Genomic DNA, 21844 nt, shown 5'->3' on the forward strand with positions numbered 1-21844 from the left:
TCCGTTCACGATGAGCGCGGCAGGCCCAGGCCGCGCTCGGCGATGATGCGCCGCTGGACCTCGCTCGAGCCGCCCCAGATCGGCATGATGACCGCGTGGCGGAACTCCTCGGCGAACGCCCCTCCGGCCGCCGCCCGCGGATCGCCGACCTCGCGCAGGCCCCGGGGGCCGAGGAGGTCCAGCATCACGGACGAGAACCGCACGCGGGACTCGGCGTGGAAGAGCTTGTGCATCGACGCCTCGACCGTCGGCATCCCGCCCGTCGCCTCGACCCAGCAGCTGCGTCGCCCCAGGAGCTTGGCCACCTCGACGTCGACGGCGAGCCGGGCCAGCCGCTCGCGCACGACCGGGTCGTCGACCGGCGCCGGGCCCGCCGCGCCGGGTTCCCGGGCCGTCCTGACCACCTCGTTCAGCAGCCGCGAGTCGTCGCCGACGCCGCTGCGCTCGAAGGTCAGGGCGGTCATGAGGACGTCCCAGCCGCCGTCGACGGCGCCCACGCGGGCGCTGTCGGGCACCCGGACGCCGGTGTAGTGGACGGTGTTGGTGCGCTCGCCGCCGAGGGTCTCGATCGGGTGGATCTCGATGCCGGGGGAGTCCATGGGGACGAGGAACATGGTGAGGCTGCGGTGCTTGGCGACCCCGGTGTTCGTGCGGGTGAGGAGGAAGACGTAGTGGGCCTCCTCGGCCAGGGTGGTGAACACCTTCTGGCCGTCGACGACCCAGCCGTCCCCGTCCCCGTCCCGCACCGCGCGGGTGCGCGCGGACGCGACGTCGGAGCCGCCCTGGGGCTCGGTGTAGCCGAGGCAGATCAGGATCTCGCCGTTGATCGCGCGCGGGATGACCTCGGCGCGCATCCGCTCCGTTCCGGCGGCGAGGATCGTGCGCGCCACGAGCATCGTCATGCCCATGCCCTCGGTCGGCGCGTGGCGCTTCTTCAGCTCCTCCCGCATGGCCATGAGCTCCAGCGGGCTGCGGCCCTGGCCGCCGTACTCCTTCGGCCAGCCCGCGGCCAGCCAGCCCCGCCGCGCCAGCGCGCGGTGCAGTTCCCAGTCGTGCATCGAGCCGCTGCGCCGGACGCGTTCGCGCACCTCGGGCGTCAGATGCTCGTCGAGGTACGCGGCGACCTCCGCGCGGAAGGCCTCGCTCTCGTCGCCGAGTCCGAAGTTCACGCCGCCTCACCCCGCCCGGAAGCGGTTTCGCCGAACAGCTGGTCGGCGAGACGCTGGTACTCCCGCCGCACGGAGCCCCAGACCAGCGGATAGGCCTGGGCGCGCCGGTAGTACAGCTGGATGTCGTATTCGAGGGTGAATCCGTAGCCGCCGTGGAAGTGCAGGCTGTCGCCCGCGACGGCGAGGGCCCGCTCGGCCGCGAAGCAGAACGCCATGGTCGTCAGCGCGAAGGCGCGGGGATCGTGCCCGTCGACGGCCCACGCGGCCTCCCGCACCAGCAGCCGCGCCCCGTCGACGGCCGTCGCGTGGTCGGCCAGCTTGTGCGCGACGGTCTGGAAGGAGCCCACGGGGCGGTCGAACACCCTGCGCTCCCGCACGTACTCGACGCCGAGCTCGAGCGACCGGGCCGCCAGGCCGACCAGCTGGGCGGCCGTCAGCAGCTGCCAGTCGCGCCGCGCGGCCTCGAACGCGGAGCGCGCCCGCTCGCCTTCGGCCACCGTCTCGGCCGAACCCGCCGCCAGGTCGAGGTCGGCGAGGGGCAGGCCGCCGACGTTGGACGAGGCGGCCATGGGCGGGTCGGCGGCGACAGCGGTGATCACTTCCCCGTCGAAGGCCAGGACGGTGTCCGCCACCGCGCCGGCGGGCACCAGCTCCGCCTCGGCCCCGTCGAGGGGATGAAGGACCAGCGTCGTGATCGCGCCCGCCTCGCACCGCGCCGCGAGCGCCTCCGCCACCGGTCCGCCGCACCGTTCGAGCAGCCGCGCGGTCACCAGGGTCTCGACGACCGGGGCGCAGGCGAGACGGCGGCCCGCCTGCTCGGCGATCAGCACGAGCTGCCCGGCCGAGGCGGCTTCGGGACCGAGTGCGAGCCCCGGGACGCCGAGCCGTTGGAGCGCCTCCCACAACGCGGGATCGAATCCGAGCCCCTCGGCGGCCCTGACCCGGTCGGCCGACGACTCCTCGGCCAGCAGGGCGGCGAGGGCGGCCACCAGCTCCTCGTCCTCGGGGCTGAGCGCCAGATCCATCGGACCTCGATATCTCGGAGAGCGGCGAAGCTCGCCGGGGTGGGCGACTCTGTAGAGAGTTACAGCTGATCTATTGCCGTGTCAACGGTGAGTACCCGACTTCAGGGCTTAGGTATTTCATTATGCGGTAAGGACCGTGCAGTGATTCGTGCCCATGCATTCTCGCTCCCGCTTTCCGTGCTGCGTGCGATGAAACACCTGGTCACAGGGATGCCTGGATTCAAACGGGAACATCGATCTTCGGCCGGAGCCTGCCAATGACCTGTGGTTTCGAAGCGGCTGACGTAGCATCCTTACCTCATCGTGGTAAGTCCGCATTCCGTAGACGCTATTCGGGTTGTCAGCAGGAGCGAGGAGCTTCTCATGGCCGGTTTCCCACCGCACCCCGACCGCCGGCCGGCCGTCGTCACCGGTGCCTCGGCGGGCATCGGCGCCGCGGTCGCCAGGATGCTCGCCGCCGCCGGGCATCCGGTCGCGCTGGGCGCCCGGAACCTCGACCGGTGCGAGCGGACCGCGCTCGCCATCAGGGAGGCCGGGGGAGAGGCCGTCGCCCTCCGGCTGGACGTCGGCGACACCGGCTCCGTGGCGCGGTTCCGGGACGAGGCGGCGCAGCGGCTCGGCGGCGTGGAGATCCTGGTCTCCAACGCGGGGACGGTCGGCACCATGCGGGCGTGCGGGGCGAGCACGGAGGAGTTCGGCGACGAGATCAACGTCAACGTCCTGGGCGCGCACCGGGTCATCGACGCGTTCGTGCCCGGCATGGTCGAGCGGGCCCGCGGCGACGCCGTGTTCGTCTCGTCCGACGTCGTGCGGACGCCCCGGCCCGGCGTCGCCGGTTACGTCGCGGGCAAGTGGGGTCTCGAAGGGCTGGTGCGCTCACTGCAGATGGAGCTCGAGGGGGCCGGTGTGCGCGCCTCGCTCGTGCGTCCGGGGCAGACGGCCACCGGTATCGCCGACGCCTGGGACCACGAGCGCATGGTCGGCCTCCTCGAGGACTGGCAGCGCTGGGGGCTGGTCCGCCACGGCGGCGTGCTGCTGCCGGACGACGTCGCGCGGGCCGTGGTCGCCGTCGTCTCGGCCCCGCGGGGAGCCCACCTCAGCCTCGTCGAGGTGCAGCCCGAGGCCCCGATCGCGGAGCGGTGACGACGGTGTGAGAACATGATTCTAGTATTGTGAGATTGATATTTTCGGCACGAGGCCTGCCGGGAACGAACGAGTGGGGGTCCCATGGAGACGAGAGTCAGCGGGCGGGAATCCGTCAATGACAGCGATGCCGCCGCCGCGGCGGCCGCCGCGGCTGCGGTCGACCACGACAACCACGTGTTCCGCCTGCTCGAGATGCGCGACGTCGACATCCCGGAAGGAGCCGACCTCGCGATGACCATCCCGGTCACCCCCCAGGTGACGAACCTCCGGGGCGGGCTGCAGGGCGGCCTGATCGCGACGCTCATCGACGTCGTCGCCGGACGCGCGGCCGGTCTCGCGCTGCCCGACGGGGACAGCGCCGCCACCGCGGACATGAACGTCCGCTTCCTCTCCGCCGTCACGGTCGGCCCCGCGCACGCCACGGCACGGATCCTGCGGCGGGGCAAGTCGCTCATCGTGGTGCAGGTGGACGTCCGCGACGAGGGCCGGGACGTCCTGGCCGCGGTCGCCACGCTGTCGTTCTCGGTCCTGCCCCTGCGGCCCGGCCAGCCCCGCGTCCGCGCGGTGGACCGGACGCCCAGAGCAGAGACCTCATGAGGCGCCGGGTGAATGGAGCGAGCGGGTACGGCCGCCGTTGAACGTGGCACGCAGGCGGCCGACCACGTGCTTCGGCTCCCCGCCGGGCCCGGAAGCCGCCGTCATTCGGGCGCCTGCTCGGGCCGGTTCCAGCCCTCTCGCAGGAGACGGTCTCGTAGCTCGCGCTTGAACAGCTTGCCGGTGTCCGAACGGGGCAGCTCGTCGGCGAACAGGACGCGGCGGGGGCACTTGTAGCGGGCCAGCCGGGCGGCGCACCAGTCCGCCAGCTCGCCGGCGAACGCGGGCCCGGCGTCGGCGGGGTCGACGGGCTGGACGACCGCGACGGCGATCTCGCCGAGGTCGTCGTCGGGCAGCCCGAGGACCGCGGCGTCGTACACCCGCGGATGCTCGATGAGGACGTTCTCCGACTCCTGCGGGTAGATGTTCACCCCGCCGGAGATGACCATGAACGACGCGCGGTCGGTCAGGTACAGGTAGCCCTCGTCGTCGAGCCGGCCGATGTCGCCCACGCTGCGCCAGCCCTGCGGGCTGGTCGTCTCGGCGTCCTTGCCCGGATCGTTGAGGTAGGTGAATTCGGTGGAGCCCTCCGCCCAGATCAGGCCCGTCTCGCCCACGGGGAGCTCGCGCCCGTCGGGATCGCAGATGTGCAGCGGGCCGAGCAGCGGTCGGCCGACCGATCCGGGGCGTTCGAGCCACTCGTCCGGGGTGATGAAGGTGAAACCGGCGCCCTCGGAGGACGACCAGTACTCGTGGACGACCGGCCCCCACCAGTCGATCATGGCGCGCTTCACCTCGACCGGGCAGGGAGCGGCGGCGTGCACCACGCCCCGCAGGCTCGAGACGTCGCGGTCCAGCCGCTCCCGCTGGGGGAGCTTGAGCATGCGGGTGAACATCGTGGGCACGAACTGCCCGTGCGTCACGCGGTGCTCCTCGATCAGCCGCAGCGCTTCACGGGGGTCGAACCCGCCCATCAGCACCACGGTCCCGCCGAGCCGCAGCACCGCCATCGTCCAGATGACGGGCGCCGAGTGGTAGAGCGGCGCGGGGCAGAGGTAGACCGAGTCCCCGTCCACGCCGATCAGCCTGACGAGGAAGGTGAACATGTCCTCGTCGGCCGGCGCGGCGGGCCGGAGCGGACGCCTGATGCCCTTGGGGCGGCCGGTCGTGCCGGAGGAGTACTGGAGGAGGTCTCCTTCGAGCCCGGTGTCGCTCTCGAAGTACGGAGCGTCCGCGAGTACGGACTCGTAGTCCTCCCAGCCGGGGCGCGGGCCGCCGCGCAGCAGCCGGTGCTCGATCCCGGGGACGCGTTCGGGCGTCAGCGCGGCGTGGACCGGCAGCCCGGCCGAGGCCAGCAGGGCGCGGGCTCCCGAGTCCTCGAGGATGTAGCGGATCTCCTCGGCGCCGAGGTTCCTGTTCACGGTGGCGTAGTACAGCCCGGCCAGCCGGCACCCCCACGTCATCTCCAGGTAGGCGGGGCTGTTCTCCGCGAGGATCGCGACGACGTCGCCGACCTGGAGGCCCCGCCGCCGCAGCGCCCCTGCCAGCCGGGACGCGCGGTCGGCGAGCTCGCCGTAGGTCAGTGACTCGCCGGAATCGCAGACGACGGCGGGACGGTCGGGATCGGTTCCGGCGCAGGGGAGCGCCCGGAGGGCGGCGACGCCGGGGCCTGCGGTCATGTCCTCCCTGCCGGAGAGTCCGGCGCGGGGCGTCACAGGACGACCGGCAGGTGGTCGACACCGGCGATGAAGCTGGAGGTGATGCGCTTGACCTCGCCGTCGACGCGCAGCCCGGGGTACCTGGCGAGCAGCTCCTCGAGCATGGTGGAGATCTCCAGCTTCGCGAGGCGCGTCCCGAGGCAGAAGTGCGGGCCGGTGCCGAACGCCAGGTGCGGGTTCGGGTCGCGGGAGAGGTCGAGGGCGTGCGGGTCGGCGAACACCGAGGGGTCCCGGTTCGCGGCGGTGTACCACATGACGACCTTGTCCCCGGCGCGGACGTGCCGCCCGCCGAGCTCGACGTCCCTGGTCGCCGTGCGCCGGAACTGCATCACGGGGGAGATGTGGCGGACCAGCTCGTCGACGCCCGTCGCGGGCAGCCTCCCGGCGCGGGCGAGCCCCTCCCACAGGCCCTGCTCCTGGAGCGCGATGACCGACCCCGACAGCGAGTTCCTGGTGGTCTCGTTCCCGGCGATGATGAGGAGGATCCAGAACATGCAGAAGTCGTCGTCGGTGAGCCGCTCGCCGTCGATCTCGGTGTTCGCGACGGCGGACATGATGTCGTCGGAGGGGCGGGCGCGGCGGTCCGCGGCGACCCCTTTCCCGTACTCGAGGGCCTCGGCGAACGCCTCCACCGCCGCGGTCGGGTCGCCGGCGAGCTCGGCGTCCTCGAAGCCGATCATCGCGTCGGACCACTTCACGATGAGGTCGCGGTCCTCCTCCGGCATCCCGAGCAGGTCCGCGAGCACGCGGGTCGGGAGCTCCTTGGAGACGGTCGTGACGAGGTCCACCGATCCGGCGCCGGCGAGGCCGTCGGCGATCTCGCGGGAGTGCCGCGCGACGGCGTCACGGAGCGCATTGATCGCGCGCGGGGAGAACGCGGGCGAGATGATCTTCCGCAGCCGGGAGTGCTCCGGCGGGTCCATGAAGAGCATCATCAGGCGCAGGCCGGTGAGCGTGAGCTCGTCGGCGTTGAACAGCTGGACCCCGCCGAGGTGGGAGGAGAAGACGTCCGGCCGCCGGGACACCTCGTGCACCAGTTCGTGGGCGGTCACCGCCCAGAAGCCCGGCGACGGCGGAGCGGGGAGCCCGCTGGAGGCCTCGCTCGCCCGGTTGGCGACCGGGCGCTCGTCGTTCCAGGCGATCGGCGCCGCGGCGCGCAGGACGTCGAACGCGGCGTGCGGCGGGCCGGCGAGGTAGGTCGTGGGGTCGGAGAGGTCGATGCCGCAGAGGCCCGCGACGCGGGGGGCTCCCTCCGGAGCCGTCTGCGGCTGTTTCACTTCGTCCATTCGACGGGTCCGTTCTGTCATCGCCGGACGCTGCCCGGAGGCTGTTCGCCCCCGTGCTCCACGGCCGTGACGGGACGGCGGGAGCGTGCATGGCGAGCGTCGTCGCAGACGACGTGGTGAGGGCTCGCGCGAGCCCTCCGCGGGGTGGGGTGGGTGGCGTGACGGCGCGGGCGTGCGGGACTCGCGCGGGTCCGGTTCGGTGCGCGTTCGGTGGAGATTGCCAGGGCGTCGGTACCGGTTGCCGACAGTACACATTTGCGTCGGTGCCCTGTCAAGGATCCGGTAGTCGCCGGATAGCGTCGTTATCGCTTGGCGGTACACATGTGTTTCATCCTGCGGGAAACGGTGAGACCAGCCTGTCAGGGGTGAAATCGAGTAGCATCTCCACTGAACAGCGCTTTCCGGCGGAGGTTCGGAGCCCTGGAGGCCACATGGTGCGGTCCGACGGCGAGATCGCCGGGACCCCGGACGGCGCCGACACGTCGTGGCGGGACCGGGCGCTCGAACGGTCCCTCAAGGCCGCCCGCGCGAAGGCGATGACGCGGAGCCGGCGGTACATCGTGACGGCCTCCCAGATGCTGCAGGAGAGCGGGCGCACCGACTTCACGGTGCATGAGCTCGTCCAGCGCTCCCGCACGTCGCTTCGGTCGTTCTACCAGTACTTCGCGAACAAGGAAGAGCTCCTGCTCGCCCTGCTGGAGGAGACGATCGCCGACTCCGTGGCCCAGTGGCGCGAGGAGATCGAGGGCGAGGACGTGCTCGGCGGCCTGCGGGTGCTGGTGCACCGGATCTACGGCTCCACCGGCAACGATCCGTGGAACAGGCTGAACCGGGTGCTCGCCTCCTACCACGCGGGCCTCGCGCAGCAGGAGCCCAAGGCCTATCTGGGGGCGTTCGCCCCGCTGGTGGCGGTGATCCGGGAGCTGATCGAGCGGGGCGCCGAGGAGGGCGTGCTGCGTTCGGACATCCCTCCCGGGCAGCTGACGTCGGTCTTCGTCGAGATGGTCGTCGGCGCGACGGTGATGAGCGCGCTGGGCGGGCCGCGTTTCAGCGGCGCCTCGGATCCGGACCGCATGTGGGAGTTCTGCCGCTCGGGCCTGGTCACGCCCGCGCCCTAGCCGATCGAATTCTGGCATGAACCGGAAGAAGTCGACGGGTACCGCTCTGTGTTCCCGGGTGGTAACTTCATTTTCACATTTACCGGTAACTCGCCTCTCAAAAAACCGCTGTGGTGTTCTCGCACCGATGGCGCGCGTTGAGGAGAAGACATGCCGTCACGTGAACTCGGATTCCCGACCTTCGACGCCGACAACCACCTGTACGAGCCGCGCGAGGCCCTCACCAAGTTCCTGCCGGCCCGGGCCAGGGGCGTGATCGACTACGTGGAGGTCCGGGGCCGGACCAAGATCGCGGTGCGGGGTGTGATCAGCGATTTCATCCCGAACCCGACGTTCGACGTGGTGGCGCGGCCCGGTGCGCAGGAGGAGTACTTCCGCCACGGCAACCCCGAGGGCAAGTCGCACCGCGAGTTGATGGGCGAGCCGATGAAGGCGATCCCGGCGTTCCGCGAGCCGGGGCCGCGCCTGAAGGTGATGGACGAGCAGGGCCTGGACCACTGCCTGGTGTTCCCGACGCTGGCCAGCCTGATCGAGGAGCGGCTGAAGGACGACCCGGACCTCACCCACGACGTGATCCACGCGTTGAACGAGTGGATCCACGAGACCTGGTCGTTCGACTACCAGGGCCGGATCTTCGCCGTCCCGGTGATCACCCTGCCGGTCGTGGACCGCGCCCTGGAAGAACTGCGATGGTGCCTTGAGCGGGGCGCCCGCACCGCGCTGGTACGGCCCGCCCCGGTGCCGGGATACCGGGGAAGCAGGTCGTTCGGCCTGCCGGAGTTCGACCCGTTCTGGCAGGCGGCCGTGGAGGCCGGGATCCCGGTGTCGATGCACGCGTCCGACAGCGGGTACTCCGACTTCCTGAACGTGTGGGAGTCCGGCCGCGAGTACACGCCGTTCCGGCCGACGGCGTTCCGGACGGCGGCGATGGGCAAGCGCCCGATCCTCGACGCGATGCTGGCGCTGACCTGCCACGGAGCGCTCTCACGGAATCCGGATCTGCGGATCCTGTCCATCGAGAACGGCTCGGACTGGATTCCGGAGCTGTTCAAGAGCCTGAAGAATGTCTACAGCAAGATGCCCGGGCAGTTCAGCGAGGATCCCATCGAGGCGTTCAGGCGGGGCGTGTACGTCAACCCGTTCTGGGAGGACCGCGTCGCTGACCTGGTGCCGCTGATCGGAGCCGACCGGATCATCTTCGGCTCGGACTGGCCGCATGCCGAGGGTCTGGCCGACCCGCTCAGCTTCACCGACGCCCTGGAGGGCCTGTCCGAGGAGGACGCCGCCGAGATCATGGGCGGCACCATGATGCGGCTGCTGAAGGTCCGGGCCGGGGCCGCCGGGTGACCGGGCGCGGCGGCCCGGCGAGCGCCTCCGGCAGGGTGGAGTTCGACCCGTTCTCCGAGGAGTTCTTCGCCGATCCCTATCCGGTCTACCGGCGGATGCGCGACGAGGAACCGGTCTACTACAGCGAGAAGTACGACTTCTACGCGCTGACCCGCCACGAGGACGTCGCCGCGGGCCTGAAGGACTTCGCGACCTACTCCTCGGCGCACGGCGTCGACCTGGCCATGGTGCGTTCCGGCAGACCCGCGCCGCCCCTGGTGATCATGATGGATCCGCCCGAGCACAGGCGGATGCGGCAGCTCGTCAACCGGGTGTTCACCCCGCGCGCCATCGCCGCGCTCGAACCCGTCGTGCGCGCGCAGGTCGAGAGGTTCCTCGGCGGGTGCGACCCCGCCGGGTTCGACGCGGTCCAGGACTTCTCCGCCCTGTTCCCGGTCGAGATCATCAGCGCCATGCTCGGGGTCCCGCCCGAGTCCCGCCAGCAGGTCCGGCTGTGGCTGGACGTGTTCCTGGAGCGCGAACCCGGCCGGATCGAGGTCACGCGCCGGGGCATGGAGGCCCTGATCTCGACCGGAGCCTTCTACCACGAGCTGGTGCGCGAGCGGCGGGCCGAGCCGCGGGACGACATGATCAGCGCCCTGATCCGCGCCGACATGCTGCGGGAGGACGGGGAGCGGACCGAGCTCGACGACATGGAGATCGCCGGATTCGCCACGATGCTCGGCGGCGCCGGAGCCGAGACGGTCACCAAGCTGATCGGCAACGCCGTCGTCACCTTCGCCGACCACCCGGACCAGTGGGACGCGCTCCGCACCGACCGCGGCAAGGTCCCCGCCGCCGTCGAGGAGATCCTCCGGCACCAGGCGCCCTCGCAGTACAACGTCCGCTACTGCACGCGCGACGTCGACCTGCACGGCGTGCGGATCCCCGCGGGCAGCGCGGTGTTCCTCATCATCGGGGCCGCCAACCGCGACGAGCGGGCCTTCACCGACGCGGACGTGTTCGACATCGACCGGAACGCCGTGGAGTCCCAGAACATCGGGTTCGGCTACGGCGTCCACAGCTGCCTCGGCGCGGCGCTGGCCCGGCTGGAGAGCCGGATCGCGCTCGACGCGCTGCTCGATTTCATGCCCCGGTTCGAGGTCGACCGCTCCCGGTGCAGGCGCGTCGCGATGACGAACGTGGCCGGCTGGGCGAGCGTCCCGGTCCGGGTGACGGAAAAGGGGAGATCATGAAGGTCCGGGTCGACTTCGAGCTGTGCGAGAGCAATGCCATCTGCATGCAGCTTCTTCCCGAGGTGTTCGAGGTGCGCGACGACGACTTCCTCTACCTGCTGACCGACGAGATCGCGCCCGGACAGGAAGCCGCCGCCGCGGAGGCCGTGCGGCGCTGCCCGCTCCAGGCGATCAGCCTCGAGGACTAGGGGAGCGCGTGGACCTGCAGCCGAGCCCCGAACAGCAGCAGCTCATCGACGCCTTCGCCGGCCTGTACGGAGACCTCGCACCGCCCGAGGCCGTCCGGGCGGCCGAGCCGCTGGGGCACGACTCCGGCCTGTGGCGGAAGCTCGTCACCACGGGCGGTGTGGAGATGGCCCTGCCCGAGGACCGCGGCGGATTCGGCGCGTCCCTGCTCGACCTGGCCCTCGTCGCCGAACAGCACGGACGCCATGTCGCCCCGGCGCCGCTGCTGGAGGCGCAGGTCGCCGCGCGGCTCCTGGCCCGCCTGGACAAGCCACCGGTCGATCTCGCCGATCTGGCGCACGGCCACCGGCTGGCGACGCTCGCCGTCCGCCCGGCGGAGCACGGCCGCGCCGGGCTGGTACCGGCGGGGGCGGTCGCGGACGACGCGATCGTCCTGGCCGGCGACCGGCTCGTGCTGGTCGGCCTGAGCGGGACCGTACCGGTGCACAACCTCGGCTGTCTGCCGCTGGCCGACGTGACCCTCGACGGGGAGGGCCACCCCGTCCTCGCCGAAGGTCCGGCGGCGGTCGGGCTGTTCGCTGCCGCCGTCGACGAGTGGCGGGTGCTGACGGCCGCCGCTCTGTCCGGCCTGGCGGCACGCGCCCTGGAGATCGGTGTCGAGTACGTCAAGCAGCGCAAGGCGTTCGGCCGTTTTCTCGGCGAGTTCCAGGCGGTGGCGCATCGGCTGGCGGACCGCGCGTCGGAGGTCGACGGCTGTGAACTGCTGGTGCGCGAGGCGGCCTGGGCGGCCGAGGCCGACCCCGGGCGCGCCGCCGAACTCGCCTCGATGGCGCTGGCGTTCGCGGCCGAGACCGCCCGCGACGCCAGTCACGAGGCCCTGCACTTCCACGGAGGGTACGGCTTCATGCTCGAGTACCCCATCCAGCTCTACTACCGGCGGGCGCGGGCCTGGGGAGCGGTGCTGGAGAGCCCGGCCGCCGGGTACCGGCGCGTCGCGGCGCACCACCTGTCGGCGGCGGGGGAGAGGAACCGTTGATGGACTTCCGTCTCGGAGCCGAGAGCGAGCAGCTGCGCCAGGAGGTGCGGGAGTTCCTCGACGAGGTGTTCACCCCGGAGATGCGGGAGCGCTGCCGCAGCACGGGCGTCCAGCACGACCCCGAGTTCTCCGCCGCGGTACGCGAACGCGGCTGGCTCGCGCTCGGCTGGCCGGTCGAGCTCGGCGGCCAGGGCCGCGACCCGCTGGAGGTCCTCGCCTACACCGAGGAGACGCGACGGCGCGACGCCCCCGTCTACGGGATCAGCACGACGATGATGGCCGCGTACGTCATCAGCGTGCTCGGCACCGAGGAGCAGAAGCGGGAGATCCTGCCGAAGGCGTTCGCCGCCGAGATCGTCATCGCCCTGGGCTTCACCGAGCCGGAGAACGGGTCGGACGCGGCCGCGGCCGCCACGAAGGCCGTGCGCGACGGCGACGGATGGCGGATCACCGGTTCGAAGATGTTCACGACCAACGCGAGCGTCGCCGACTACGTGTTCATGCTCGCCCGGACCAACCCGGACGCCCCCAAGCACCGGGGGCTCACGACGTTCCTGGTGCCGCTCGACCAGCCCGGCGTCGAGATCCGGGCGGTGAAGACCCTGTCGGGCGAGCGGACGAACATCACCTACTACAACGACGTCCTCGTCGGCGACGACCTGCGCATCGGGGAGGTCGACGGCGGCTGGCGGGTGATGACCCGGGGTCTGGCCGCCGAGCACACCGCCTCCTTCAGCGGCGAGCAGGACCGCCTGGTCGAGGCGCTCACCCGGTGGGCGTGCTCCGCCTCCGACGAGGAGGGACGGCCCCGCTCGCAGGACCCCGCCGTCCGGGAGCGGATCGGCCGGTCCCGCACCGAGCTGGAGGTCTCCAAGCTGCTCCTCCGCCGCGCCGCCCTGCTGCGGGAGCGCAAGGACCCTTCGCTCGTCGGCAGGGGGTCGATGTCCAAGCTGTTCAGCACCGAACGCCTGGAACGCCAGGCGAAGGAGACCCTGGAACTGGTGGGACCGGACGGGCTACGGTCGGCGGACGACCCCTCGGCCGTCGAGGGCGGGGCCTTCGAGCACATGGTCCGCCACGCGAAGGGCACCACCATCTACGCCGGCACCAGCGAGATCCAGCGCAACATCATCGCCCAGCACGTGCTGGGCCTGCCGCGTTCCGGTTGACGGGCCGAACCCCTTCAAGGCCCGCCCCCCAGATGAGGAGAGTCAGTTGGAGAAGACCGACCAGATCCTGTACGAGGCCGAGAAGGGCGTGGCGGTGATCACCCTGAACCGGCCCGAGGCGGCCAACGCCCAGACCCCGGCCCTGCTGGACGACCTGGACGCCGCGTTCACCCGCGCCGCGGACGACGAGGACGTCCGCGTCATCGTGCTGCGGGCCAACGGCAGGCACTTCTCGGCCGGGCACGACCTCAAGGGCGGGAACTGGCCGGCCCCCGAGAAGATCACACTGGAGTGGATCTACGCCGCGGAGAACCGCAGGTACCTGGAGTACACCCTGCGCTGGCGCAACCTCCCCAAACCGACGATCGCCGCGGTCCAGGGCAAGTGCATCGCGGCGGGCCTCATGCTGTGCTGGCCGTGCGACCTGATCGTCGCGGCGGAGAACGCCGAGTTCTCCGACCCGGTCGTGCACATGGGGATCGGCGGGGTGGAGTACCACGGCCACACTTGGGAGCTGGGTGCGCGCAAAGCCAAGGAGATCCTGTTCACCGGCCGCGCCCTCACCGCCGGCGAGGCCGAGAGAATCGGCATGGTCAACCGCGTCGTCCCCCTGGACGACCTGGACGCCGCCACGATGGAGCTGGCCGGACAGATCGCCGAGATGCCCCCCTTCGGGCTCCGCCAGGCCAAGCGCGCGGTCAACCAGACCCAGGACGTGCAGGGCTTCTATGCCGCGATCCAGTCGGTGTTCGACATCCATCAGACCGGCCACGGCAACGCCCTCAGCGTCAGCGGCTACCCGATCCTCATGCGGCTCGACGGCATGAAGGAACGGCTCAAGGGCCGGTGAGGGGACGCACATGAGCGACGACCACGGCACGGACGCCGAGCGCAAGAAGCACACGATCAAGATGGACCGGCACGCTCCGAGCTACCGCCTGGAGTTCGAGGACCTCGCGGACGAGCTCCACGCCAAGTGCCCGGTCGCCTGGAACGACACGTACGGGGGCCACTGGTTCGCCAGCGGCGACAAGGAGCTGTTCGACCTCGCCCGGCGCGCCGACGTGCTGTCCAACGAGCACGACGTCGACGGCACCAAGAACGGCTACGTGGGGATCAACATCCCGCTCCCTCCCGTCGGGGAAGGGGGGATGCGGGTCCGGGGCGGGTTCCTGGAGATGGATCCGCCGGAGCAGCGCTACTACCGCCAAGCGCTGAATCCCTACCTGTCGCCGGCGGCGGTCGCGCGGTGGAAGCCGGTGATCGAGGAGCTGACACGGGCCTGCCTGGACGAGGTGATCGAGTCCGGCCGGATCGACTTCGTCGACGACCTGGCCAACATCGTGCCCGCCGTCTTCACCCTGGCCCTGCTCGGCATGCCGCTGAAGGACTGGGACGTCTACTGCGAGCCCGTCCACGCAGCCGTCTACACCCCGATGGACTCGCCGGACTACCTCCGGGTGCGGGACCTCCAGATGGCCATGGGCATGAACCTCTTCCAGGCCATCCAGGAGGCCCGGACGAGCCCCCGTCCCGGACTGGTCAACGAGCTGGCCCACTTCGAGATCGACGGCGCCCGGCCCGCGGACATGGACGTCTTCGGAGCCCTCATGCTGCTCATCGGCGGCGGCTTCGACACCACGACCGCGCTGACGGCGCACTCCCTGGAGTGGCTGTCGGAGAACCCCGGCGAGCGAGAACGGCTCAGCAGGGAGCGGGAGACGCTGCTCGACGGCGCGACCGAGGAGTTCCTGCGCTTCTTCACCCCGGCGCAGGGCGACGGGCGCACCGTCTCCCGCGACTGCGTGATCAACGGCACGGAGTTCAAGGAGGGCGAGCGCCTCTGGCTGTCGTGGGCGATGGCCAACCGGGACGAGAGGGCCTTCGAGAACCCGCACGAGATCGACCTCGACCGTCCCGCCAACCGGCACAGCAGTTTCGGGCTGGGCATCCACCGGTGCATCGGCTCGAACGTGGCGCGGTCGGTCTTCAAGATCATGCTGACCGCGGTGCTGGACCGCATGCCCGACTACGTCTGCACGCCGGGCGGAGCCGTGCACTACGACACGATCGGCATCATCAACGGCATGAAGAAGCTGCCGGCGACCTTCACCCCCGGCGAGCGCCTGGGCCCCGGCCTGGCCGAGACCCTCGACAGGCTGCAGCGCGTCTGCGACGAGCAGCGCCTCGCCGAACCCGTCACCGTCCGCAAGGCGCGGGCGAGGCTCGACGGGGAGTCCGGCACGTGAGCGGCGCCGTGACAGAGAAGAGCGGATCGACCGGAGCGGACGCGCCCTGCGATGACGCGTTGTTCGAGCGGGACGGCTCCCGGATCGTCCCGACGGGCCTGGCCCGGGGCCCGTGGCGTCCGGACACCCTGCACGGCGCCGCCGTGGCCGCCGTGCTGGCGTGCGGGATCGACGTGCCGGGATGGACGCCGGTACGCGTCACCTTCGACCTGCTGGCGCCGATACGTTCCGTGCCGATGACGTTGTCCGTGACCGAGGCGGAGGGCGGAAAACGCGTGGTGCGCCAGACGGTCACCCTCCTGGAGGGCGACACTCCGGTGGCGCGCGCGCAGTGCCTGGCGGTGCGCAAGGCCGAACTGGAGCTGCCCGAGGGCGCGACGGCCCACCCGGACCCGTTCGCGGGAGTGCCGGTGCCGGATCTGACCCGCCCCAAGCCGAACGTCAGCGAGGCGGTCGGCTGGGAGAGCTTCGACGGCGGCGCGGTGTCACTGCGCTCGTTGAAGTCACCCGATCTGGACGGGAACTCCCTCGGCATGTGGGTCAGCCTGCTGGTCCCGGTCATCGCGGGCGAGCCGACCCCGAGCCTCGCACGGGCGGCGGTGGCGGCGGACTACGCCTCCGCCGCCACGAACACGCGGCTGTCCTTCGAGCGGTGGAGCTTCATGAACGCCGAGCTGAGCCTGCACGTCTCCCGTGAGCCGGCCGGCTCCTGGGTGGGCCTGGTCAGCGCCGGCGTCGTCCAGCCAGGCGGATGCGGCCTGAGCGTGGGCACCCTCTACGACTCCGGCGGCCGCCTCGGCCAGTCGGCCCAGGCCCTGGTCGTCGAAGCCCGCTCGCGCGGTCCGGCGTGATCGGGGGTCAGCGGCCCGCGGCCGCCCGCCGCAGGTACCGCTCCTTCAGCCCGCGGGCGACACCGCGGTAGGAGCCCGGGTCGACGGGCATCAGCCACTGCCGGGCCTTGACCGCTTTGCCGACGTTGAGGCCGAGTTCGTCGAGGACCTCGTCGATGTTGTGCATGGAGAAGGGGATGACGTTGGTGCCGCGGGCATGCCGCCCCCGCGTGCGCTCCTCCATCCACGCCACCCTTTCCGCGACGAGCCGCCTGCGCTCCTCGACGGGGGGCACGGTGTGCAGCCCGGCGAGGAGGCTGGCGATCCACACGGCCGACATCTCAGCCGACAGGGGGCTGAAGAAGGAGGAGTTGTATCCGGCGAAGGTCAGGTTCGGCACGTCGTGCGGCAGGATCTGGCGGTAGAGCTCGAAGTTCCCCCGCTCGTCGGTGAGGCGTTCCCGCACGTCGTCGTCGAGGAAGGGGACCCGCTGGTGGAAGCCCGTGGCGCAGACGACGAGGTCCGCCCGCACGAGGGAGCCGTCGGTCAGCTCGGCGTGCGGCGCGCCGTCCTTGCTCAGGAAGCGGGAGACCGTGAGGTCGCGGGCCACCTTGATCCGGTCTTCGGCGACGGCCTCGAAGAACCCCTCGGTGACGAGGCTGACGGTGCTGCGGGCGATGTCCTCGAAGGCGCCGCCGGGCACCAGCCCGAGGGCGGCGAGCCGCAGCTGCCCGGTCGTGACCGACGCGACGCCGCCGATGAGGGAGCGGCGCACGCCGTCGCCCCTGCCGTGCAGGAACTTCTCCAGGCCGACCGGGGTGAGGTAGCGGAAGAGGCCCTCGCCCATGCGGGTGAGCAGCAGGTACTTGTAGTTGAGCACGCCCTTGATCCTGCGCGGCATCTTCCACAGCAGCTCGCGCGCCACGACCGTCGTGCTCGCGGCGACCCCGCTGATCTCGACCGCCACGTCGCAGGACGACTTGCCGTAGCCGATGACGACCACGTGCTCGCCGACCGCGTCGCGGAGGTCGTGGAAGTCGCTCGCCGCGAGGATCCTCCCTCCGGCGGCCTCCAGCGCCTCCACCCCCTCGAAAGAGGGTATGAACGGGTCGCAGAAGATTCCGTTGGCGACCACCAGGTGGTCGAAGGACTCGGTCACCCCGCCGGCGGTCACCGCCCAGCCCGCGCCGTCCTCCGAAGGCACGGCACGGCTGACCTCCGTCGAGAGCCGCAGCGACGATGCGAGGCCGAACCGCTCGACGTAGGACTCCAGATAGCGCTGCACCTGCTCGCCGCTCGGCCACTCGGGGTAGGCGCGCGGCATCGGCAGCTCGGAGAACGTGTAGGTCCCCTTGTCGTTCTGGGTCCGCAGGCCGGGGTAGCGGCGGGTGGAGCTCCAGACGCCGCCCACGTCGGGCGCCTTCTCGAAGACGACGACCTCGTGGTCGAATTCGCGGAGCACCCTGGCCGCGCCGAGCCCGGCGAAGCCCGCGCCGACGACGGCGATCCTCAGGGGTGCTGCTGTCGGAGTCGCGTGAGAGATGGTCACTCCCCGGGGTTCGGTACCAAGGACACGGCCTGCGCGGAAGCCACCGACGATAGCGGCCTTCGTGCCCGGTGTCGCGGTATCCGAGTCACTCCACGCGACGGCCGAAGGCCCGGCCGCTCGGGACGGGCCTTCGAGGAGAACTTCGAGGAGAAGGCGTCAGAGCCGGTAGAGCTTGCGGGCGTTCTCGCCGAGGATCTTGCGGCGCGTCTCGTCGGAGAGGGACTTCATGGTCTCTTTGGCGCGCTCGACGGGGTTGGGGTACAGGCAGGTGGGGTGGGGGAAGTCGGTCTCGAAGAGGATGTTGTCCTCGCCGACGGAGTCCACCAGAGAGGCCAGCTTGCCGCGGTTGGTCTCGAACCAGTAGGTGGCGTAGATGTTGCTGCGGAAGAATTCCGAGGGCAGTCTGCCGAGCTTGGCCAGGTCGCTGGGGGCGTTCTCGGCCATCTCGTAGTCCAGGGCCTCGAGGATGAAGGGGACCCAGCCGCAGCCGCTCTCCACCGAGACCACCTTGAGGTCGGGGTGGCGGCTGAAGATGCCGGAGACGAGGAGGTTGGCCACGACGCGGGCGTTGCCGATGAACAGCAGGGTGCCGCCGATGGCCAGCCGGGTGCTCGGCGGGTGGGACGCCCAGGGGTATTTGCCGTAGAAGGTCATGCCGGTGACGCTGGCGCCGATGTGGAAGTGCACCGGCAGTCGCGCCTCGGTGCAGGCCTCCCAGAACGGGTCCCATTCCCGGCTGGCCAGGTCGGGGCCGCCCAGGTCCTGGGGGTCGGAGGTCATGTTGACGCCGCGCGCGCCCAGCGCCGCCACCCGCTTGGCCTCGCGGACGCACTCCTGGACGCTCCAGGCCGGCATCAGGGGCAGGGGGAGCAGCCGGTTGTCGGAGTCCCGCTGGATCTGGGCCTGCCGGTCGTTGTAGAGCTCGAAGGTCAGCCGACGGAGCTTCTCGTCGCTGACCTGCGCCAACCCCTGCCCGCCGAGGCCGATGGTGCTGGGGAAGATGACCTGGGCGTCGATGCCGCAGTCGTCCATCACCTGAAGGCGGGCGTCCGGGTCGTAGGCGCCTTCGTGGATCTGGTCGATGGTCCAGGTGTGCAGCGCGATCTCCGACTCCTCCTTGGAGCCGTCCCGCGCGACGACGCCCCCGGCGCTGAACTTCCCGGAGGGGACCCCGTCGAAGACCCACATCAGCTGGCCGTCGACCTCCCGCACCTGGGGGACCCGATCGCGGTACTCGGGCGGGGCGAGGCTGGTGAACAGGTCGGGACGCTCGCACCAGTGAGAATCAGCGTCTACCACAAAGTCCGTCTTCTCCATGACAATGAAAATAAGGTTCTCCTCACAAAGAAGCAAGCGTTCACTCTCAATCTCCCGATCCTTGTAGAGTGAGCGATTACTTGTTAGCTTCGAGTCGTGGACAGAGAAGCCCTGGAGCGCGGTCTCGCACGCCGGTTGCTGGACCACGTCGAGCGCCGCACGACCGACCTCGCCGACGAAGTGATGGAACTCCCGACCGACGTCTACTCGGAAGGGCGCCACGCGGAGGAGGTCGAGGCCCTGTTCCTCGACCGTCCGCTGGTCTTCGCCCTGTCGGGAGCCCTCCCCGGACCGCGGACCTACCGGACCGTCGACCTGTGCGGGACGCCGATCCTGCTGACCCGGGACGCGGACGGGAAGGTCCACGCGCTGGTGAACGCCTGCCGCCACCGCGGCGTGCGCGTCGCCGACGGCGCGGGGGAGGCCCTCAGGTTCACCTGCCCGTTCCACGCCTGGACCTACGGGCTCAAGGGCGACCTGCTCCGCATGCCCGCGGCCCGCGCCTTCGAGGGCATGTGCAAGGAGGACAAGGGGCTGGTGGAACTGCCGGTGGCCGAGGGGTACGGACTGATCGTCGGCCGCCTCCGGCCGGGCCCCGTCCCCGACATCGACGCCTTCCTCGGCCCCGGGCTCGCCGACGAACTCGCGATGTTCGACTTCGCGAGCTGGCGGCCTCACGGCGAGCCGCACGTCCACAAGGTCCAGGCGAACTGGAAGGTCACGCTCGACACCTTCCGGGAGAACTACCACTTCGACTTCCTGCACCGCGAAACGCTGGCCACCTACGCCTATGGCGGCGTGCTGACCTTCGACCCGTTCGGCCTCCACCTGCGCAACTGCTCGGCGCTGCGCTCCATCGACGGGCTGAAGGACGTCCCGGAGGAGGAGTGGGAGGACGTGGCGCAGCACTTCAGCTACCAGTACGCGCTCTTCCCCAACACCAGCCTGACCCTGGACAGCCGGCACATCGAGCTGTGGCAGATCCTCCCGGTCGACGCGAGGACCTCGGAGGTCGTGCACACCTCCTACTTCCGGCCCGGCCTGAGCGAGGAGGAGCTGGCCAAGGCGACCGAGATGGCGCCTTGGATCTGCGAGACCGTCGTCGACGGCGAGGACTTCTGGGTCGCCGGGCGGACGGAGCCCGGCGTCCGGACGGGCCTGCTCGACACCGTCGTCTTCGGACGCAACGAACCGGCTCCGCAACACCTGCACAGGGGCTTCGAAGAGGTGCTGAAGGCGGCCAGAGAGAAGCGCTGAACACGTGGCCCGCGCCGACCGCACCGTCGGAGCGGGCCGCTTCGCGCCGTCAGTCCGTGTCGATCCACACGGACTTGACGTCGAGGTACTCGTCCAGCGCGTTCTGCCCCATCTCGCGGCCCCAACCGCTCATCTTGTTGCCGCCGAAGGGGACGGCAGGGTCGAAGAGCAGCATCGTGTTGACCCAGACGGTCCCGGTCCTCAGCTCGCGCGCCATCCGGTGCGCCTTGCCGACGTCGCGCGTCCAGACCCCGCCGGAGAGCCCGTAGGGGGTGTCGTTCGACCGGGCGGCGGCCTCCTCCAGGGTGTCGAACGGCAGCACGCACGCGACCGGCCCGAAGATCTCCTCCCGGGCCACCCGCATGGTGTCCTGGACGTCCACGAGGACGGTGGGCGCGACGAAGTAGCCGTTCGCCAAGCCCCCGTCCTCGAGGCGGCGGCCGCCCGCGGCGGCGCGGGCCCCCTCCTGGCGGCCCAGCTCCAGGTACCCGGTGACGCGCTCCAGCTGCTCGGCCGACACCAGTGGCCCGATCTTGGTCTTCGGGTCCAGGCTGTCGCCGACCTTGAGGTCCTCGGCGAACTTCGAGATGCCCTCGACGAACTCGTCGTAGACGGGCCTCTCCACGTAGACGCGGGTGCCCGCGCAGCAGATCTGGCCGGAGTTGGAGAACACGCCCCAGGCGGCTCCGGGGATGGCGCGCGACAGGTCGGCGTCGGCGAACACGACGTCGGGGGACTTGCCGCCGAGCTCCAGGGACAGGCGCTTGAGGTTGTCGGCGGAGGCCCGGACGATCTGCTGCCCGACCGCGGTGGAGCCGGTGAAGGCCACCTTGTCGACTCCGGGATGCTCGACGAGGGCGGCTCCGGCCTGCTCGCCGAAGCCCGTCAGGATGTTCACGACGCCGTCGGGCACGCCCGCCTCGGCCAGCAGCTCACCGAGCCGCACGGCGGCGAGGCTCGCCTCCTCGGCGGGCTTGAGCACCATCGTGCAGCCGGTGGCCAGGACCGGCGCGATCTTCCAGACGGCGTTGCTCACCGGGCGGTTCCAGGGGACGATCGCGGCGACGACGCCCACCGGCTCCTTGAGCGTGTAGCTGAAGACGGAGCCCGGAACGGAATTGGGGAGGGTCTCCCCGTGGATCTTGGTGGCCCATCCGGCGAAGTAGCGCAGGACCTCCGCCTCCCAGGCCGGGGTCTTACCCGAGCGGGGCCTGCCGATGGGGGAGCCCATATCGAGCGCCTCCAGGAGCCGCAGCTCGTCGTAGTGCTCGTCGACGGCGTCCGCGAAGGCCAGCAGGAGCGTCTGGCGTTCGCGCGGCTTCATGCGCCGCCACGGGCCCTCGAAGGCCTCGCGGGCCGCCGCGACCGCGCGGTCGGCGTCCCGCGCGCCGGCCTCGGCCAACTCGGCGATCACCTCGCCGTCCGAGGGGTTGACGCTCGGGAACGTCCGGCCGGACGCCGCCTCCGTCCACTCGCCGCCGATCAGCAGTCTCTTCGGGCGCCCGTCGAGGAAGGCGGGCGCGGCGGGATGGGGGACCGGCATGAGGGGGACTCCTCGGGGCTCGAAGGCAACAGAGATGAAAGAGCGCTCACTTACTAAATACAGGGCTGGC

The 21844-nt window shown here is 70.9% G+C and carries 19 protein-coding genes; 12 read left to right on the forward strand and 7 right to left on the reverse strand.

Features of this window, described 5'->3' with window-relative positions; translation table 11 throughout:
• Positions 1-5: 5 nt before the first annotated feature.
• Positions 6-1169: an acyl-CoA dehydrogenase family protein gene (locus tag ABD327_RS27990; RefSeq protein ID WP_344454530.1), complete on the reverse strand. Its 1164-nt coding sequence runs from the start codon at positions 1167-1169 to the stop codon at positions 6-8.
• The gene (locus ABD327_RS27995; protein WP_344454532.1) at positions 1166-2194 is read right to left on the reverse strand and encodes an acyl-CoA dehydrogenase family protein; all 1029 of its coding nucleotides are present in this window, start codon (positions 2192-2194) and stop codon (positions 1166-1168) included. The genes ABD327_RS27990 and ABD327_RS27995 overlap by 4 nt, the downstream gene beginning before the upstream one ends.
• Before the next feature lie 363 nt (positions 2195-2557).
• On the opposite strand from ABD327_RS27995, the gene ABD327_RS28000 reads away from it, so the two are divergent.
• Together ABD327_RS28000 and ABD327_RS28005 are read left to right on the forward strand one after the other, a co-directional pair.
• Positions 2558-3337, forward strand: a complete 780-nt coding sequence (locus tag ABD327_RS28000; RefSeq protein ID WP_344454534.1) for an SDR family oxidoreductase — start codon at positions 2558-2560, stop codon at positions 3335-3337.
• Between the two features lie 84 nt (positions 3338-3421).
• A complete protein-coding gene (locus ABD327_RS28005) occupies positions 3422-3937 on the forward strand; it encodes a PaaI family thioesterase (RefSeq protein WP_344454536.1) in 516 nt (171 codons plus the stop codon).
• 101 nt (positions 3938-4038) lie between these two features.
• On the opposite strand, the gene ABD327_RS28010 is transcribed toward ABD327_RS28005, so the two are convergent.
• Both ABD327_RS28010 and ABD327_RS28015 read right to left on the reverse strand, forming a co-directional pair.
• Entirely contained in the window at positions 4039-5613 is a 1575-nt protein-coding gene (locus tag ABD327_RS28010) for an acyl-CoA synthetase (protein WP_344454538.1), read from the reverse strand.
• Positions 5614-5645: 32 nt separating this feature from the next.
• Entirely contained in the window at positions 5646-6938 is a 1293-nt protein-coding gene (locus ABD327_RS28015; RefSeq protein WP_344454540.1) for a cytochrome P450, read from the reverse strand.
• Between the two features lie 431 nt (positions 6939-7369).
• Between ABD327_RS28015 and ABD327_RS28020 the strand changes: the two genes are divergently transcribed.
• From ABD327_RS28020 to ABD327_RS28060, 9 genes are all read left to right on the forward strand, one after another.
• Positions 7370-8056 (forward strand): TetR/AcrR family transcriptional regulator, encoded by a 687-nt coding sequence (locus tag ABD327_RS28020; RefSeq protein WP_344454542.1) that lies wholly within the window; start codon positions 7370-7372, stop codon positions 8054-8056.
• Between the two features lie 150 nt (positions 8057-8206).
• Positions 8207-9403, forward strand: a complete 1197-nt coding sequence (locus tag ABD327_RS28025; protein WP_344454544.1) for an amidohydrolase family protein — start codon at positions 8207-8209, stop codon at positions 9401-9403.
• The gene (locus ABD327_RS28030) at positions 9400-10638 is read left to right on the forward strand and encodes a cytochrome P450 (RefSeq protein WP_344454546.1); all 1239 of its coding nucleotides are present in this window, start codon (positions 9400-9402) and stop codon (positions 10636-10638) included. The genes ABD327_RS28025 and ABD327_RS28030 overlap by 4 nt, the downstream gene beginning before the upstream one ends.
• A complete protein-coding gene (locus ABD327_RS28035; RefSeq protein ID WP_344454548.1) occupies positions 10635-10826 on the forward strand; it encodes a ferredoxin in 192 nt (63 codons plus the stop codon). The genes ABD327_RS28030 and ABD327_RS28035 overlap by 4 nt, the downstream gene beginning before the upstream one ends.
• Positions 10827-10834: 8 nt before the next feature.
• Positions 10835-11860, forward strand: coding sequence for an acyl-CoA dehydrogenase family protein (locus ABD327_RS28040; protein ID WP_344454550.1), 1026 nt, complete (start codon positions 10835-10837; stop codon positions 11858-11860).
• The gene (locus ABD327_RS28045; RefSeq protein ID WP_344454552.1) at positions 11860-13029 is read left to right on the forward strand and encodes an acyl-CoA dehydrogenase family protein; all 1170 of its coding nucleotides are present in this window, start codon (positions 11860-11862) and stop codon (positions 13027-13029) included. Before ABD327_RS28040 ends, ABD327_RS28045 begins: the two co-directional genes overlap by 1 nt.
• Positions 13030-13075: 46 nt before the next feature.
• Entirely contained in the window at positions 13076-13879 is an 804-nt protein-coding gene (locus ABD327_RS28050) for an enoyl-CoA hydratase (protein ID WP_344454554.1), read from the forward strand.
• Between the two features lie 10 nt (positions 13880-13889).
• Complete coding sequence (locus tag ABD327_RS28055; protein ID WP_344454556.1) at positions 13890-15278, forward strand: cytochrome P450; 1389 nt, start codon at positions 13890-13892, stop codon at positions 15276-15278.
• Entirely contained in the window at positions 15275-16129 is an 855-nt protein-coding gene (locus ABD327_RS28060; RefSeq protein WP_344454558.1) for an acyl-CoA thioesterase domain-containing protein, read from the forward strand. The genes ABD327_RS28055 and ABD327_RS28060 overlap by 4 nt, the downstream gene beginning before the upstream one ends.
• Positions 16130-16136: 7 nt before the next feature.
• On the opposite strand, the gene ABD327_RS28065 is transcribed toward ABD327_RS28060, so the two are convergent.
• Together ABD327_RS28065 and ABD327_RS28070 are read right to left on the reverse strand one after the other, a co-directional pair.
• Positions 16137-17657 carry a flavin-containing monooxygenase gene (locus ABD327_RS28065; protein ID WP_344454560.1) on the reverse strand — a complete coding sequence of 507 codons (1521 nt, stop codon included), beginning with the start codon at positions 17655-17657 and terminating at the stop codon, positions 16137-16139.
• Positions 17658-17813: 156 nt separating this feature from the next.
• Positions 17814-18974: an amidohydrolase family protein gene (locus ABD327_RS28070; RefSeq protein ID WP_344454563.1), complete on the reverse strand. Its 1161-nt coding sequence runs from the start codon at positions 18972-18974 to the stop codon at positions 17814-17816.
• A 96-nt stretch (positions 18975-19070) separates the two neighbouring features.
• Here ABD327_RS28070 and ABD327_RS28075 point away from each other — a divergent pair, with 96 nt between their 5' ends.
• Positions 19071-20231 carry an aromatic ring-hydroxylating oxygenase subunit alpha gene (locus ABD327_RS28075; protein WP_344454565.1) on the forward strand — a complete coding sequence of 387 codons (1161 nt, stop codon included), beginning with the start codon at positions 19071-19073 and terminating at the stop codon, positions 20229-20231.
• Between the two features lie 49 nt (positions 20232-20280).
• Here ABD327_RS28075 and ABD327_RS28080 read toward each other — a convergent pair whose 3' ends face one another.
• Positions 20281-21774 carry an aldehyde dehydrogenase family protein gene (locus ABD327_RS28080; RefSeq protein ID WP_344454567.1) on the reverse strand — a complete coding sequence of 498 codons (1494 nt, stop codon included), beginning with the start codon at positions 21772-21774 and terminating at the stop codon, positions 20281-20283.
• Between the last annotated feature and the right edge of the window lie 70 nt (positions 21775-21844).

The sequence above is a fragment of the Actinocorallia aurantiaca genome (genome assembly GCF_039533685.1).
GTDB classification, from domain to species: Bacteria; Actinomycetota; Actinomycetes; order Streptosporangiales; family Streptosporangiaceae; genus Actinocorallia; species Actinocorallia aurantiaca.